The sequence below is a fragment of the Nostoc sp. DSM 114159 genome (assembly GCF_053470285.1).
The window spans coordinates 7,060,587-7,075,527 of record NZ_JBPFEH010000001.1 but is presented as its reverse complement, the minus strand read 5'-3'; the positions used below and the strand labels follow the sequence as shown (position 1 = coordinate 7,075,527).

General features: G+C 41.0%; 14 protein-coding genes and 1 tRNA gene. 8 read left to right on the top strand and 7 right to left on the bottom strand.

Annotation, left to right across the window (positions count from 1 at the left end):
• Positions 1–103 precede the first annotated feature (103 nt).
• Positions 104–784 (bottom strand): deoxyribose-phosphate aldolase, encoded by a 681-nt coding sequence (deoC, locus tag ACR5KR_RS29950; protein ID WP_448269075.1) that lies wholly within the window; start codon positions 782–784, stop codon positions 104–106.
• Positions 785–954: 170 nt separating this feature from the next.
• The gene (locus ACR5KR_RS29945) at positions 955–2,133 is read right to left on the bottom strand and encodes a DNA cytosine methyltransferase (protein ID WP_448269074.1); all 1,179 of its coding nucleotides are present in this window, start codon (positions 2,131–2,133) and stop codon (positions 955–957) included.
• A 358-nt stretch (positions 2,134–2,491) separates the two neighbouring features.
• Here ACR5KR_RS29945 and ACR5KR_RS29940 point away from each other — a divergent pair, with 358 nt between their 5' ends.
• Positions 2,492–3,766, top strand: a complete 1,275-nt coding sequence (locus ACR5KR_RS29940) for a glycosyltransferase family 4 protein (protein ID WP_448269073.1) — start codon at positions 2,492–2,494, stop codon at positions 3,764–3,766.
• 556 nt (positions 3,767–4,322) lie between these two features.
• Here the strand turns inward: ACR5KR_RS29940 and ACR5KR_RS29935 are convergent.
• Complete coding sequence (locus ACR5KR_RS29935) at positions 4,323–4,529, bottom strand: hypothetical protein (protein ID WP_448269072.1); 207 nt, start codon at positions 4,527–4,529, stop codon at positions 4,323–4,325.
• Between the two features lie 94 nt (positions 4,530–4,623).
• Between ACR5KR_RS29935 and rsfS the strand changes: the two genes are divergently transcribed.
• The 5 genes from rsfS to ACR5KR_RS29910 all read left to right on the top strand — a co-directional run bounded on the left by rsfS (position 4,624) and on the right by ACR5KR_RS29910 (position 8,331).
• Positions 4,624–5,082, top strand: coding sequence for a ribosome silencing factor (gene rsfS / locus ACR5KR_RS29930; protein WP_322712967.1), 459 nt, complete (start codon positions 4,624–4,626; stop codon positions 5,080–5,082).
• Positions 5,079–5,579, top strand: coding sequence for a CGLD27 family protein (locus tag ACR5KR_RS29925; protein WP_445628837.1), 501 nt, complete (start codon positions 5,079–5,081; stop codon positions 5,577–5,579). Before rsfS ends, ACR5KR_RS29925 begins: the two co-directional genes overlap by 4 nt.
• Before the next feature lie 116 nt (positions 5,580–5,695).
• On the top strand, positions 5,696–6,649 hold the full coding sequence (locus ACR5KR_RS29920; protein WP_445628836.1) for an asparaginase: 954 nt from the start codon (positions 5,696–5,698) through the stop codon (positions 6,647–6,649).
• A 47-nt stretch (positions 6,650–6,696) separates the two neighbouring features.
• A tRNA-Met gene (locus tag ACR5KR_RS29915) sits at positions 6,697–6,773 on the top strand.
• Between the two features lie 103 nt (positions 6,774–6,876).
• Positions 6,877–8,331: a YcjF family protein gene (locus ACR5KR_RS29910; RefSeq protein WP_448269071.1), complete on the top strand. Its 1,455-nt coding sequence runs from the start codon at positions 6,877–6,879 to the stop codon at positions 8,329–8,331.
• Positions 8,332–8,613: 282 nt separating this feature from the next.
• Here ACR5KR_RS29910 and ACR5KR_RS29905 read toward each other — a convergent pair whose 3' ends face one another.
• Positions 8,614–9,663 carry a sugar transferase gene (locus tag ACR5KR_RS29905; RefSeq protein ID WP_445628832.1) on the bottom strand — a complete coding sequence of 350 codons (1,050 nt, stop codon included), beginning with the start codon at positions 9,661–9,663 and terminating at the stop codon, positions 8,614–8,616.
• 198 nt (positions 9,664–9,861) lie between these two features.
• Between ACR5KR_RS29905 and ACR5KR_RS29900 the strand changes: the two genes are divergently transcribed.
• Positions 9,862–10,659, top strand: a complete 798-nt coding sequence (locus ACR5KR_RS29900) for a 7-carboxy-7-deazaguanine synthase QueE (protein ID WP_445628831.1) — start codon at positions 9,862–9,864, stop codon at positions 10,657–10,659.
• Positions 10,660–10,802: 143 nt separating this feature from the next.
• Here ACR5KR_RS29900 and ACR5KR_RS29895 read toward each other — a convergent pair whose 3' ends face one another.
• Both ACR5KR_RS29895 and ACR5KR_RS29890 read right to left on the bottom strand, forming a co-directional pair.
• Positions 10,803–11,447, bottom strand: a complete 645-nt coding sequence (locus ACR5KR_RS29895; RefSeq protein WP_292729213.1) for a DUF3318 domain-containing protein — start codon at positions 11,445–11,447, stop codon at positions 10,803–10,805.
• 78 nt (positions 11,448–11,525) lie between these two features.
• Positions 11,526–12,083, bottom strand: coding sequence for a hypothetical protein (locus ACR5KR_RS29890; protein ID WP_292774879.1), 558 nt, complete (start codon positions 12,081–12,083; stop codon positions 11,526–11,528).
• Between the two features lie 385 nt (positions 12,084–12,468).
• On the opposite strand from ACR5KR_RS29890, the gene ACR5KR_RS29885 reads away from it, so the two are divergent.
• Positions 12,469–13,350 carry a LysR family transcriptional regulator gene (locus tag ACR5KR_RS29885; RefSeq protein WP_448269070.1) on the top strand — a complete coding sequence of 294 codons (882 nt, stop codon included), beginning with the start codon at positions 12,469–12,471 and terminating at the stop codon, positions 13,348–13,350.
• A gap of 118 nt (positions 13,351–13,468) precedes the next feature.
• Here the strand turns inward: ACR5KR_RS29885 and ACR5KR_RS29880 are convergent, their stop codons facing one another.
• Positions 13,469–14,803 carry a deoxyguanosinetriphosphate triphosphohydrolase gene (locus ACR5KR_RS29880; RefSeq protein WP_448269069.1) on the bottom strand — a complete coding sequence of 445 codons (1,335 nt, stop codon included), beginning with the start codon at positions 14,801–14,803 and terminating at the stop codon, positions 13,469–13,471.
• Positions 14,804–14,941: the final 138 nt, after the last annotated feature.

The window sequence follows — 14,941 nt, the reverse complement described above, 5'->3', positions numbered from 1 at the left end:
GTCATTAGTCACTAGTCATTAGTAGTTATTTAGTCATTAGTCATTGGTCAACGGTCATTAGATTAGGACAAATGACAAAAGACAAATGACAAAGGACAAATGACTATTCACCTTTTCCCAAGTTATCGCGCTGACGGATCAAATCCATACCGCGAGATGTGCCTAATCTAGTAGCACCTGCTACGATTAAGTCTAGGGCTTGATTGATAGTGTGAATACCACCTGAAGCCTTAATTCCCACTTTTTCTTTTGCTAATTCCTGCAAAAGTCGTACATCTGCCACTGTGGCACCACCATTCCAACCTGTACTAGTTTTTAAGAATGCTGCTCCCGCCTCCATAGCTATTTCAGCAGCTATTTTTTTCTCTGCATCTGTCAACAGGTTAGTTTCCAAAATTACTTTGATTGTTTGTCCAGTCTCTTCACAAATTTCGGCAATCTCCCGATGGACTTTTTCAGTCTTGCCAGCTTTCAACCAGCCCAAGTTCATGACTACATCCAATTCAGTAGCCCCACTATCAACAGCTTCTTGAGCTTCGTACAGTTTCACGGCTGAAGTCGTTGCACCAGAAGGAAAGCCTATTACTGTACAAACTTTCGGGTTTTTACCGTGGAGGAGTTCTACTGCTTGCTTGACATTAGCAGGGAACAGACAAACCGCCGCAAAGTTGAATCTATATGCTTCTTCACACCATTGCTCAACCTGCTCTGGAGTTGCCGTTGGCATTAACAGGGAGTGATCGATAAATGGCGCAATATCAATGTCTGGATAGTCTGCTGCCATCGTGTCTTCTGCCAGTGATTGATTATTAAACTTTATAAAAAATTAAAACATTTCTTATATATATATTAAACCACATTTATTACGAGTTTATCCTGAAAACAAGTTGCTGAATTGTCTTTCATATTGGCTTTACAGATATCCCAGGATTACTACAAGTGTTTAAGTTAACGCTAAGTAGTAGTAATACTAGGAAGATCGAGAGTGTTTTTTATACTATTTGCTAAAAAGTTAATAATACTTTGAGCCAATGCCTGCGATGCCAAATATGGAACACCATTACCAATAGTTTTAAACATATTAGTAAGTGACATATTTTCTGGAAGTACAAAATTGGCAGGCAAAGATTGGATAGCTAAAGCTTCTGCTACAGAAATCCGCCGGACTTTGTAAGGATGTAAATGTACCTCATTATTTCCATAGCAAGCTGTCGGAGAGTAACGCCATCTATGCAGACGTTTGAAAGACTTTTTAGAATCATCTCCTTCATCAATAGCAGCAAATTTTGTGATCCCTGTCCTTGGTTGAAAACAATTTTCCGTATTGAGATGTTTCAGAACATTATTTTTTCTAAACCAGTATTCAACTGTTAATTCTTCGGGGATGTCATCAGGGCAAGGTATTAGAGAATTTTCTTGGAATGGTTCACACTGACGCCAAGGGTAAGCAAAGACTTTTTCGGGAGGATATAAAATATGATTTTTCCAAGGAAAATATCCCTCATGTAGTAACTTTTCACTACCGATTTCGATCCCTATGTCCTGAAGAAAATTCTTTTTGAAGCCAATTAGGATAATTCTTTCTCTATCCTGGGGTACGCCATATTCGATAGCATTAATTAATCGCTCTGTTAATATATAGCCTGCTTCGTGTAATTGTTGCTTGAGCGATTCAAAAAATAAACGATGTTTTGTTGTCTTCCATAAACCCTTAACGTTCTCAAATAAAAAGAAGTCGGGAATGTTTTGGCAAATTAATTCAATATATGAAGCAGAAAGCTTACCATTGTCTCCCAAACTTCCTCTATTTTTCCCACCAATAGAAAAATCAGGACAAGGAGGCCCACCGATGAAACCAATTATATTATGAGATTTGCGGCAGTCTTTGACTAATTCTTGAAGTTGTTGTGCTTCTTTTCTAACAATAAGTTTTGTTACATCTGCTGCTTCACCGTGATGATATCCATATTCAGGCGATCGCATTTTCATAACTTCTCGTGAATAGCGATAGGCGGCAATAAATGGGGCGAAGATTTCATTGACATAAACAATATTAAAACCGCTGGTTTCAAAACCTAAATCGAGGAAACCTGAGCCAGCAAAAAAAGAGAAAATACAAGGGCGATCGTTCATTGAATTACTAGTACGATCAAAAATCTTATTAATATTCAGATTCTCGGAAAATGGTTTATGTACGTAACTTATACTAACTACCCCAAATTGGATTTAAGGGTTGGCAAAAACTAATATACTTAGGGTTTCTACGTAAGTACCAATCAAAAAATAACAATTGAAAAACTGCTTAAATAGTCAAAAAAATTTACAGTTTCTCTAAGTATTACATCTTAAAGTTTACTCAATCTTTAAGGAAAATACCTGACAGAAAAAGAGTCTGGAGTCACAATTAAATATAGGGTTTCCAAGCCCAAATGATATTTCAGACAAATATTTGTCATTAAATAAAAAGCCGGGGTACTTCGGACTAAATTTTATGCGAATTTTAATTTACTCCTACAACTACTATCCAGAACCGATTGGTATTGCCCCACTAATGACTGAATTAGCAGAGGGACTAGTGAAACGTGGGCATGAAGTGCGTGTAGTCACCGCTATGCCCAATTACCCTGAGCGGCAAATTTACCAGGAATATCGGGGTAAATGGTATGTCAACGAATACAAAAATGGCGTTCAAATTCAACGCAGTTACGTTTGGATTCGTCCACAACCCAACCTATTAGATAGGGTGTTATTAGATGCTAGTTTCGTCGTCACTAGCTTTGTACCCGCCCTCATCGGTTGGCGCCCAGATGTGATTCTCTCAACATCGCCATCCTTGCCAAGCTGTGTACCAGTTGCTCTTTTAGGATGGTTACGTGCTTGTCCTGTAATTTTAAATCTACAAGATATCTTACCAGAAGCAGCAGTTCATGTCGGTCTATTAAAAAATAAATTACTTATCCGGTTGTTTACATTATTGGAAAAATTTGCTTACCGCACTGCCACTAAAATTAGCGTCATTGCCGATGGGTTTGTGGAAAATTTGCGATCTAAAGGCGTAGAAGCTGACAAAATTGTACAAATTCCCAACTGGGTTGATGTAAATTTTATCCGCCCTTTGCCTAAAGAGGATAACCCTTTCCGTACAGCACATAATCTAAACGGCAAATTTGTAGTACTGTATTCAGGTAATATTGCCCTAACCCAAGGCTTAGAAAGCGTTGTCAAAGCTGCTTCTGTCTTGCGCCATATCCCAGATATTGTCTTTGTCATCGTTGGAGAAGCAAAAGGTTTACAGCGATTACAACAGGAATGTCTAGACTGCGGCGCAGATAATGTGATGTTACTGCCATTTCAACCCCGCAAAGATTTACCACAGATGTTAGCAGCTGCGGATGTTGGTTTAGTGGTACAAAAGAAAAATGTTGTATCCTTCAACATGCCGTCAAAAATTCAAGTGTTACTTGCTAGTGGAGGGGCCTTAGTTGCTTCTGTACCTGATAATGGTACGGCAGCAAGAGCCATTAGGCAAAGTGGCGGCGGAGTTATCGTTCCTCCAGAAGATCCCCAAGCTTTAGCGATGGCAATTTTAGATTTGTACCAAAACCCCGAAAAAGTCAAAACTCTAGGTTATAAAAGTCGCCAATATGCCGTTGAGCAATATGCTTTTGAGCAAGCTTTAAATCAGTATGAGTCCTTGTGTTACTCATTGACAGCAGAACGTAGAGCAATTCAATCTACAGGCATAGTTACAAAACAAGAAGTTTAATCTTTGCTGCAAAGTTATGTTACATCTGTAGAAATTACAATTATACACTCATGTCTAAGTATTAGAAGTTGATAAAGGTAGCGAATTTTACTATTAAAAATATAATAATAGACAAGCAGGTTGTCAGGTGGATTGTTGAACTAAAAATCTCGTGGCTCACTTCATTCAATAGACCTCTTGCAAAAGTCCCTAACACCCCACCCCCAACACCTCTCCAAAGCATAGGAAAGAGGAGCGTTTACTTTCCTCAAATGCGGGGTGGGGTTCTTTATTTTTGATTTATGCAAGAAGTATAGCCGTAGTCACATAGGTTAGGACAGTGTTTAACGCTCAAAGCCTTGACAAAACTGGGTTTTTACTCAGCACGGGCTAAACGCCCCGCTGACGCTAACAGCACTCAGCACTTTGCTATATAATCCGGGAGCTACTGCGACTGAGTATGTATTTATACTTATTTATATGTGTGTATAATAAATCGGACTTTTGCTAGACCAGTAATTAGTATGCTGTGTTGGATCGTAATTTTTAGCAGACAGTATAAAACGTAGATGTGTAGTTACCTGCAAATTACTAGCTTTAGATTACATATTATGCTGTTTGATGAATCTGCAATTATTTTCGCTGTTAATTCCTGCTGCAAAGCTATTGGTTGATCGATCGCTGCACAATAACCATCAGCTTTTGGGCTATTGCGGATATCGAAATCTAAACAGCCAATTATCAAACTAATCCCATAGACACCTGTTTTTTTGTTAGTATTCAAAAAAACCTATTGGCATATTTGTCAGATCAATTGTTCGTTGTTTGTAAGTAAATGTCAACAATTGTTTCACAAGGAAGAAAGTACCTGAGGTTTAATGACTGATTATTTCCAAGGAAATTTCCCATTGCAATCTGTCCCACTGACGAAGAGTGCGGTAATAAGCCACGGCCAAACCGAAGAGGCGAGCGAAAAATTAGCTGCAACGATCGCTGTTGCGGCATCAGACCGCAAAGCAGGTGAGATTTTATTGCTCAAAGTAGCAGAGGTATCTTACCTGGCGGATTACTTTGTGATGATGACTGGCTATTCTAAGGTACAGGTAAGGGCGATCGCTCAAGCAATTGAAGGAAAAGTCGAAACTGAGTTGCAACGCCGTCCCTTAAGAACAGAAGGAAAAGTCGAGGGCAATTGGGTACTACAAGATTACGGTGATGTGATCGTTCATATCATGATGCCCAAGGAACGGGAGTTTTATAATTTAGAAGCGTTCTGGATTCATGCAGAACGTATTTCCCTTCCAGAATCTGATGAAGGTGAGGGTAAGCCAACATGATTAGGTCTTCGGTTTCTAATTGCCCAGTTCCTACAGACCAACAACCACTCAATGAATACGAAGAGTTAAAAACTTCCTGGCTGTTTCGTGATACCACTTTACATTGGCGCGAGTATATCACAAAACTTGTTTGGATTTGGGGTTTATCTTGGGTCTTCGCAGGGCCGATAGCTGCGGCAAGTTTTCCTCCTCACAAGTATATTGCACATTTTATCCTTTGTGGTGCAGCAGGAGCCAGTGTCGGGTTAGTGCTGATACTGGTAAGGTTATACTTAGGCTGGTTCTACGTGTGCGATCGCCTTTGTAGTCCCACAGTATTTTATGAAGAATCCGGCTGGTACGACGGTCAAACTTGGACTAAACCACAGGAAGTCCTTAACCGCGATCGCTTAATTGTCTCATACGAAATCAAACCGATTCTGCGGCGGTTACAATTTACCTTCGCTGGGTTGGCGGGAATGTACGTTATTGGTACTATAGGTTGGCATTTGTTTTAAAGCGTCATTAGTCATTAGTCATTAGTCATTAGTCATTAGTAAATAAACAAAGGACAAAGGACAAAGGACTAATAACCAATGACTAATTAATTAAAAAAGGTGATAAATATAAACCCATGACAATGGGAAAACGAACTCAAGCCACAGCATTGGAAGTCCGGTTGCTGCGGGAAGGTATTATTGAATCCAGGCATATAGTCCAAGCTGTTGTCTGCGACGAACGAGGACGGGTTCTAACCGTTGCCGGAAATTCTGAAACTGCTGCATTTATCCGTTCAGCCCTCAAACCATTTCAGGCACTTGCTGTCACCACCACAGGTACACTAGAACGCTATCAACTCAGCGATCGCGATTTAGCAATTATCACAAGTTCCCATAAAGGAAGAATCGATCAAGTCCGACAGGTATTTAACATCCTTTGGCGGGCCGATCTTGACCCAACTGTACTCCAGTGTCCAATTCCTGAAGATAAGCACAGTCCTCTGGAATACAATTGTTCTGGAAAACATGCCGGAATGTTAGCCGTTTGTCAGCAACGCCATTGGCCTTTGAATAACTACTTGGATCGCAAACACCCAATACAGCAGTTAATTTTGGGCAAGGTAGCAGAGTTGCTGCGAATGCCAGCAGCAGAATTTATCAGCGCTCATGACGACTGTGGCGCACCAACTTATCTGATGCAACTCGGTCACATGGCATCTTTATATGCACTGCTAGCCTCTAGTACCAACTTGGATATGGAGCGCATTGTCCGTGCTATGACTCATCACCCCGCGATGGTCGCAGGAGATGGAGAATTTGATACGGAACTGATGCGTTTAACTCCTGGAGAACTAGTCAGCAAAAGTGGTGCCGAAGGAGTGCAGTGCATTGGTAGACTCGGTGAAGGTTTGGGATTGGCAATCAAAGTCATGGATGGGGCAAAACGGGCAAAATATGCTGTGGCTATTCACTTACTCCAGCAAATGGGGTGGATTAGTCCCAGCGGCGCCGAAAGCCTCTCAGAAAAGTTTGTCACCTTGGGAAAATACAAGCGTTTAGAAGTAATTGGAGAATTATCATTTTTATAGTTGCCAAACTCTTGACTATTAGGTTATACTATAAAAGTTAAGAGCAACGCGGGATAGAGCAGCCTGGTAGCTCGTCGGGCTCATAACCCGAAGGTCAGTGGTTCAAATCCACTTCCCGCCACCACATAGAATATAAAACAAAACCCTACAATCGGTAAAGATTGCAGGGTTTTGTTTTATTTTGATCTATTCTGGAAGAAATAGCCATCCAAAAAGCGCGGAGAATCATGGTTGTGAAGTTGCAGCGACCAATTTTAGTGGGAGGATTGGGACTTTCCTTTTCCCTGTGGATGTTGGACAGTTGGCACGATTCTATAGTGCAGGTGGGTGAGTTCGGTTTGTTGAGTGCCTTAGCTGTCGGTGGTGGTTTGTGGTTATTCCAGCAAAAGCGCCCCAAAGACAGTTTAGAGCAGCTAGATGGTATGGTAGTGGATCGGGCAACTGTGGAAAGTGCGATCGCTAAAACTGAAACTGTAATTAACCAACTAGCACAAGAAACAGAAAACCATCCAGCCTTAGAGACACTCAGAGAACAAGTTGCTCAATTGTTGCTGGAATTAGACAGAGAAAAAATTAAAGTAGCTGTGACTGGCGGTAAATCCGTGGGTAAAAGCACTTTAATTCAAGTGCTACAAAATCTAGAGACACAAAATTTCGTATCTCTACAAGAGACACCACCTTTATTTAGAGAAGTGGGCGAAAATTCAGATGCCGCTATTTTGGCAGAAGTAGCAAAATCTGATTTTGTGCTATTTCTGACAAACGGTGATTTGACAGACTCAGAATTTCAAACTTTACAGCAGCTAAAGGCAGCAAATCAGCCTAATATGTTGGTTTTCAACAAACAAGACCAGTATTTAACTGATGAAAGCGCTAACATCTTTAGTCAATTGAAACAGCGGATGCAAGGAAATGTAGTTGCAACTGCGGCCTCTCCCGTTGCCATCAAAGTCCGAAAGCATGAGGCTGATGGTTCTGTGCAAGAGTGGATGGAGCAACCAGCAGCAGATATCCAGCAATTAACGCAACAGTTAGATGAAGTTTTGGCACAGCAAGGACAACGGCTAGTTTGGCTAACAACCATGAGGAAAGCTGGGTTGTTGAAAGCTGAGGCAAAAAACTGGTTGAATGGAACCAGACGCGATCGCGCCACCCCAATTATTGAACAATATCAGTGGATAGCTGCTGCTGCTGCCTTTGCTAACCCAGTACCAGCCTTTGATATTCTGGCAACTGCGGCAATTAATGCTCAAATGGTAATGGATTTGGGTAATATCTATCAGCAAAAATTTTCCCTAGAACAGGCACAAACCGTAGCTGGAACAATGGGAAGTTTAATGCTGAAATTGGGTTTAGTTGAACTTTCTACAAAGGCGATTAGTACTGTTCTGAAAAGTAATGCCGTTACCTTTGTTGCTGGTGGCGTAGTGCAAGGAGTAAGTGCAGCTTATCTGACTAGAGTCGCAGGGTTAAGTTTAGTTGAGTATTTCCAACAGCAGGAAATAGCGATAGATTCTGGAACTGGTTTGAATCTGGAGAATTTGCGGCAAACCTTGCAAAAGGTATTTCAGCAAAATCAGCAGATTGGTTTTTTGCAGGGGTTTGTTAAGCAAGGTGTGAAACGTTTGTTGCCAGAAGTGCAGCCGATTGAAGTAATTAGTGTTCAGAAGGCAATGGGATAATCTTATACACAGGATCGCTAAATTTTAGATTTTGAATTTTGGATTTTGGATTTAATGATTCAAAATCCAAATTTTTTTCAAATCCTAATTTTAATAGAGGATAAAAATACATAAACATCTTTGTTTTAATAAATCAGTCTAAAATCTCAAAACCAAAATTGGCTGACACTTATGTGCTGCTGTTAGTAAACCTAAAATTTACCCAAGCCTATTTTAGGCTTGGGTGTATTTAAGAATATCGTGATTGCTAGTTATCAAAGAATTGTGAATAAGGATAATTAGCTAAACAGCACCACTGTTTCTATTAAACAGAATAGCTATAGTTTTGAAAATTAGCTTTAAATCGTACACTAAACTCCAATTTTTTTGATACTGCAAATCCAGACGAATTACATCTTCAAAACTACGGACTGTAGAACGTCCATTTACTTGCCATTCGCCAGTCATACCGGGTTTTACATCTAAACGTTGCCACTCTGGTACTTCATAGCGTTCCACTTCATCGGGTGTAGGTGGTCGAGTACCGACTAAACTCATCTCTCCTTTGAGGACGTTCCAAAATTGGGGTAATTCATCAAGACTAGTTCGCCGTAAAAAGCGCCCTACCTTAGTAATTCTGGGGTCATTCTCATTCTTGAAAAAAGCACCTTGCACTTGGTTTTTAACTAGGGATTTCTTCGCTTCTGCATCCACACACATAGAGCGGAATTTCCAAATCTTAAACCGCTTACCCATCCAGCCACAGCGGGTTTGACAAAAGAAAATCGGCCCGGGATCGTTAATTTGAATTGCGATCGCAATTGGAATAAACAAAATTCCTGTAATTAATAAACCAATCACTGACCCGACAATATCTAAAAACCGTTTCATCCAAGATGCCATAGAAGGGTGAGTAGTGGGTAACTGCTCTACTTTACGGGAAGTTGTCTTCCGATTATCTAGTACGTCATCTTGTTCTATTAACGGCCTATCCTCCACAAGTTCTAAAGGAAAAACCTGATCCAACCCTGTGAGTTTTAGAACTGCCATGACTTGAGGTGTTACATTCCGCAGTGTTAATGTAATACCTTGAGTTTGAGCGTATTTAAAATTACTTACCAGGGCACCTAAACCACTACTATCGATAAAAGTAGTTTGGTGAAAATCAATAATGATTTGCTTAGGATGTGAATTGGGCTGGATTAAGCCTTGGCAGGTTTGCTTAAAGCCTAAAGCCTCCAGCACGCTCAACCGCGTCGGCACCTGCACTATAGCCATGTCGTTTAGGGAATTAACTGGAAAATCGACCTCTGTCGGTTGGCTAGTCATGAAGCTCTGCACTTTCGTTGCCATGTATAATGTAATATGCCAAACATTACTTTGTCCTACAAAATTACTTAACCTAATATCGGAATTAGTGGTAATTAGGACTAACTGCTATTTACCGGGGCTGAGATTGGAGATCGCTAGCGACGATTCACAATAGAACAAGAAGCCAAAAAACATCCTTGCTGTTGTGCCGACGCAGCGCGATCGCGTTGCTCTCATCAAATGATTGCTAAAAATACGGTTACACCTACCGCACGCCTGATTGAGGTCTTTTCTGCCATTCAAGGGGAAGGACTGAATGTAGGGACACGTCAGATATTTATTCGTTTTGCTTTGTGTGATTTGCGCTGTCACTTTTGTGATAGTGCCCACACTTGGAGTGCACCTACAACTTGTCGGATAGAGCGATCGCCTGGATTGCGCGACTTTGAAATTCACTCTAATCCTGTCCCATTACCCATATTACTCGAATGGGTGGAACAGCAAAATCTACCTTGTCTACACGATAGCATTAGCTTAACTGGCGGCGAACCACTTCTTCATGCCTCATTTTTAACGCAGTTTCTACCCCAAGTGCGAGCCATAACTGGTCTACCTATATACTTAGAAACCGGCGGACATCGCCCAGAACAACTAGCAATGATTCTCCCCTACTTAGACTCTGTAGGTATGGATTTCAAATTGCCCAGTGTTAGCGGCGAAAGTCATTGGCAAGAACATAGTAAATTTCTCCAGTTATGTCATGACTCATATTTAAATGTTTTTGTCAAGATAATTGTGTCTCAAGACACAGATCCCGCCGAGTTGGAACGTTCAGCTTCGTTGGTGGCAGAGGTCAGTCCAGATATCTCAGTATTTTTACAACCTGTTACGCCTTTGGCAGTATCAGAACAATTTTCTCCAGTACCTGTACTTGCGCCTTCTGGCGATCGAGTTTTGATGTGGCAAGCTTTGATGAAAGGGTTTCTTAAGCACGTGCGCGTGATCCCCCAGACACATAAAATGCTGAACCAGTTGTAAAATTTTAGTTTGATAAAGATGTAGTCAAGAAAAAAGTAAGATTTTATGAAATGGTAATTGGGCTGTTGCCTCTTATGAATTAGGAAGGCAGCAGCCCAATTACTAGCAGCAGGGCTGATTTATGCCATTTCAAATAGAAGTTGCTATAGTGCGCCCTCATCTGGAGCTTTGGATTTAGCTTTTGCCTTATTGGCACTGCGTTTGAGGGCAGAGAGCCTTGCTTCGTATCTCGACCGTTGGCGCTTACTAGGAGTATTATCAATCAGGGTTTTCAAGGCGCTACCGAGACTCTTGTAGGCATTGGGGAGGCTATAACCAAAACGAGTTGCTAAAGCGATCGCTTTCTCATCAGCATTGAGCAATTCTCTTAGTTGCTTTTCCCCATTATTCTTTTGGTACAGTCGCCAGCCTGACACGCCACAAAGCGACAAAGCTAACACCAGCAGCAATCCATCTTGTACCCACAATTCCCCGACAGCACCACCTAAACCGATAGCTAGTGCTGCCATTTCCCAACCATCTTTAGGAATTGTGTCATTTTGAACGCGAGCAACCTCATGCCAGAACAGCAGATTACGCTGATCCATTGCGAGGGCATCCCATTTCACCAAATCAATTTGAATTTCTACCTGGTCTTTACCAATTTCTTCGCAGCGAACCAGGGGTGGATTGACCTCAGTTGTGCCTTCTACCGTGACCCAGCTTTGCAGTTCTGGTGGTAGTAAGGCTTTCAACCGCCGGAGTTCGCTCATTTCCGCTTTGGCAGAGGAGGTTGCATAGGATGTCATAAATATCCAGCCCCAGAAAATTTCAGTATATAGTGAGGGTATCACTTTGGAGTATAGCTATTTAAGTAACGATCCGTCTCACTCACTAGGAAAACTTCCTCGCTTTTTTCGGGCTTCCATTGCTTTTTCTAGTAGATCTAACAATCCTGGAGCTTCTTCTTGGATACTGAGTAATAGTCTTTCCCCAAGTTCTATATTCCCCGGATCGAGGCCTGTTGCCATCACTTCTGTCAAGCGAGGTATTGCTATGCCATCCACAATCTGAATTAATCCACTCAGACAACGGTGAAATTGTTTTTCTGTAAGAATCGAGTCCTCTAAAGGAAACTCAATAATGGCACGAATTTCACCATCGGATGGGTCATACTCCCATTGCAACATTTTGGTTTCCCAAGAAATGGCCAGCATTGTTTGGAGGATAGCTGCCTTGTGAGGATGGTCTTGGATACCTCCCAGAACTTGAGGGGCAAATACCCGAAAAAATTTTCCTTCTTCATCCAGTTGGACAACTATTAGGAAATCTTCTAAATTATCAGCCTCCACACCTGTTATAATTCGGTCTTCTTCATCATCAAAACGGTAGTCCCAACCAAGGTTGTCTAAATAGTTGGCAATCTGTTTGAGGTTAGCTCCCATAAAAGCCTCATAAGGAACGTGGAGCAGTTGTTACCAGACCTAGTTTAACCTGCTAGGGGTAGTTGTTTGGGTTGGTGTGGATACTTCCGATCGCATAAAAGTATGCAATTAAGGTATTGGGGATGGGTTATGGGGTATGGGGCATTGAAGATAATAAAAATAGACGTTCGGTCGGCCCTATGAAGAATGATATTTTTTGAATGACTCTTGCTGATTCTTAAAGAAACAATCATTACTGTTTTTCAAATGTTAGCCAGTCAAGGATATAGTCCTAACTCTCTTAAATTTTAATTTTTTATAAGTTGAATGAATGTTTTGCTAGAGCAAGCATAGTGGCAGGATTCGTAAGCAAATAGAAAATTGAAACTTATGAAATATCAAAAAAATGGAACTGCGACATCTGCGCTACTTTATTGCTGTCGCTGAAGAACTACACTTCAGTAGAGCTGCCGAGCGACTGCACATTGCTCAACCGCCCTTAAGTCAGCAAATTCAGCAATTAGAGGCGCAATTGGGGGTAGAACTGTTTCACCGTAAAACCAAACGACAGGTGCAACTAACAGAAGCAGGACAAGTTTTTTTGCAAGAAGCTTATCAACTTTTAGCTCAACTCCAAAAAGGAATTGAGCTAACCCAAAAAACGGGAAGAGGTGAAAAGGGACTACTGCGAATTGGGTTTACCAGTTTGGCAACTTATGATTTGCTTCCTGTCATTTTGCGGCGATTCCAAGAACAGTTTCCAGAAGTAGAGTTGGTATTGCAAGAATTAACCACAACTCAGCAAGAGCAAGCGTTACAAGAGCGCCGCATTCATGTAGGTTTTGCCCATCCACCCTTAGAAGACAACACACTCAATCAAGAGTGCATTCAGCAAGAAGCTTTAATTGTAGCTTTAGCAGAAACTCATCCCTTAGCTGAACAAGAAAAGATTTCAGTGCGATCGCTAGTAAACGAAAACTTTATCATGTTCCCTCGCCATTTGGGACCCGGACTTTATGACCAAATCGTAAGTCTTTGTCAGCAAGGAGACTTCAGCCCAAAAGTGACTCAAGAAGCGATTCAGATGCAGACGATTATCGGATTGGTTTCAGCGGGAATGGGGATTGCGATCGCACCGTCTTCATTGCAAAATCTTCAGAGAACTGGTGTAGTTTATCGTATTTTGGAGGAGAAAACACCATTAGTAGAAACGGCTATAGTGTGGCGGGAAGAAGATGTAACACCTGTACTAAGGGAATTTCTACAAGTTGTCAGGAGTATCCATTGAGAAATGACGACCCTCTTATGACGGAGATCCTACATACACATAAGAAAAAAGGTTGGTTAATCACTCATGATTCAAAATAAATACTGTCTATACATTGTCAGGTGCAAATGCTGTCACTTTATCCCAATGAAATCCCACTAAATTGTTGGAATAAACTGGTAGCATAAGAATCGGTCATACCAGAGATATAGTCTGTAATTTTAAGGATTTTGTTATAGGTATCTTCGTCTGGATTCGGGCGATATTCTTGAGGTAGCATATTACAGATTAACTTTGCTTTTTTGCTGTCATACAGGATAGCGTTAACAAACTCAGAAAATAGTTTTCCTAAAACCTCATAACCAGCTATTTGGATACTAACAACATCGCGATGCTGGAAAACATCTGATTCGGTTGCTTTCTTAATTACGTCTAGATGATTTGCATACCTACTTAGAGATAACAGGTCTTTGTCAAACTTTCCAGAAAGTATTTCTTGTTCGCGTGCAAAGAAAATTTCAGTTGCCTGCTCTATTAGATTGTGTATAGCTTTGGCACGAAGTCGCTTAACTTTTTCTTCCTTGCTTTCATCATGCTTGTTGATATCAATATTTGCAATTTCATTAAGCAAATACTCAGTTTTTTCAAAGCAGATATACTTCATCCGATGAGCATCTTCTACATCAACAATTGAGTAACAAATGTCATCGGTTGCTTCAACAAGAAAAGCAAGCGGGTGTCGAGACCACCATGCTGTATTATTATCATGACGGCGAATTAGCCCAACTGTCTCTGCTACCTCAGCAAATAAATCTTTTTCCGCCTGAAAGAAACCATGTTTTTTAATACTTTTATCTGAGTCACCGTTTAAGGTAGATTCTGATAGCAATGATTCTCTAGGGTACTTTGTGAAAGTAGCTAAAGTTGGGCAGGTGAGTTGCATTCCTCCTTTTTGAGGATGCATTTCAAGCTTAGTTAGAATACGAAAACCCTGTGCATTGCCCTCAAATAAATTAAAGTCAGCTTTTTGAGACTTGCTGAGAAGTTCTTCTCTTACATGGTTAACAGTGTTGTACCACGAGTCAAATCCTGTACGAATAGCATCTTCTCCAGAATGGCCGAACGGAGGATTACCGATATCATGAGCTAAACAAGCAGCAGAGACAATATCACCAAAGTCTGAAGCACTGAACCCATAGTCATTAAGCTTGTGTGTGTCTACCATTTTCTCACCCACAATCCTACCAAGGGATCGACCGACACAGGAAACTTCAAGGCTGTGAATCAGACGAGTACGAATATAATCATTTGTAGACAACGAAAAAACCTGAGTTTTATCTTTGAGGCGACGAAAAGGTGAGGAAAATACGAGGCGATCATAGTCTCTCAAAAAAGGAGTACGATCAAACTGGGGATTTTCTAGTTCAGTTTTGCCAAGTCTTTTTGGTGTCAGAAGTTTTTTCCAATCCATCATTGCTGTGATTCTCTGAAAGTAGGTTAGACAATGCCCCCTAGCTATAAGCAATGGGCAATGCCACATTGTAACTCTACTTATCATGGAGCAAAAATTTATCCTCTGGCATAAAAGCGGTTTAAGTAATAACCACAGTTT

Excerpts from the sequence above, each read along its gene's own strand:
- ACR5KR_RS29895 (WP_292729213.1), bottom strand. The coding sequence starts at position 11,447 with ATGACATCCTATGCAACCTCCTCTGCCAAAGCGGAAATGAGCGAACTC.
- deoC (WP_448269075.1), bottom strand. The coding sequence starts at position 784 with ATGGCAGCAGACTATCCAGACATTGATATTGCGCCATTTATCGATCAC.
- ACR5KR_RS29945 (WP_448269074.1), bottom strand. The coding sequence starts at position 2,133 with ATGAACGATCGCCCTTGTATTTTCTCTTTTTTTGCTGGCTCAGGTTTC.
- ACR5KR_RS29885 (WP_448269070.1), top strand. The coding sequence starts at position 12,469 with ATGGAACTGCGACATCTGCGCTACTTTATTGCTGTCGCTGAAGAACTA.
- ACR5KR_RS29925 (WP_445628837.1), top strand. The coding sequence starts at position 5,079 with ATGATTAGGTCTTCGGTTTCTAATTGCCCAGTTCCTACAGACCAACAA.
- rsfS (WP_322712967.1), top strand. The coding sequence starts at position 4,624 with ATGACTGATTATTTCCAAGGAAATTTCCCATTGCAATCTGTCCCACTG.
- ACR5KR_RS29905 (WP_445628832.1), bottom strand. The coding sequence starts at position 9,663 with ATGGCAACGAAAGTGCAGAGCTTCATGACTAGCCAACCGACAGAGGTC.
- ACR5KR_RS29940 (WP_448269073.1), top strand. The coding sequence starts at position 2,492 with ATGCGAATTTTAATTTACTCCTACAACTACTATCCAGAACCGATTGGT.
- ACR5KR_RS29890 (WP_292774879.1), bottom strand. The coding sequence starts at position 12,083 with ATGGGAGCTAACCTCAAACAGATTGCCAACTATTTAGACAACCTTGGT.
- ACR5KR_RS29920 (WP_445628836.1), top strand. The coding sequence starts at position 5,696 with ATGACAATGGGAAAACGAACTCAAGCCACAGCATTGGAAGTCCGGTTG.
- ACR5KR_RS29900 (WP_445628831.1), top strand. The coding sequence starts at position 9,862 with ATGATTGCTAAAAATACGGTTACACCTACCGCACGCCTGATTGAGGTC.
- ACR5KR_RS29880 (WP_448269069.1), bottom strand. The coding sequence starts at position 14,803 with ATGATGGATTGGAAAAAACTTCTGACACCAAAAAGACTTGGCAAAACT.
- ACR5KR_RS29910 (WP_448269071.1), top strand. The coding sequence starts at position 6,877 with ATGGTTGTGAAGTTGCAGCGACCAATTTTAGTGGGAGGATTGGGACTT.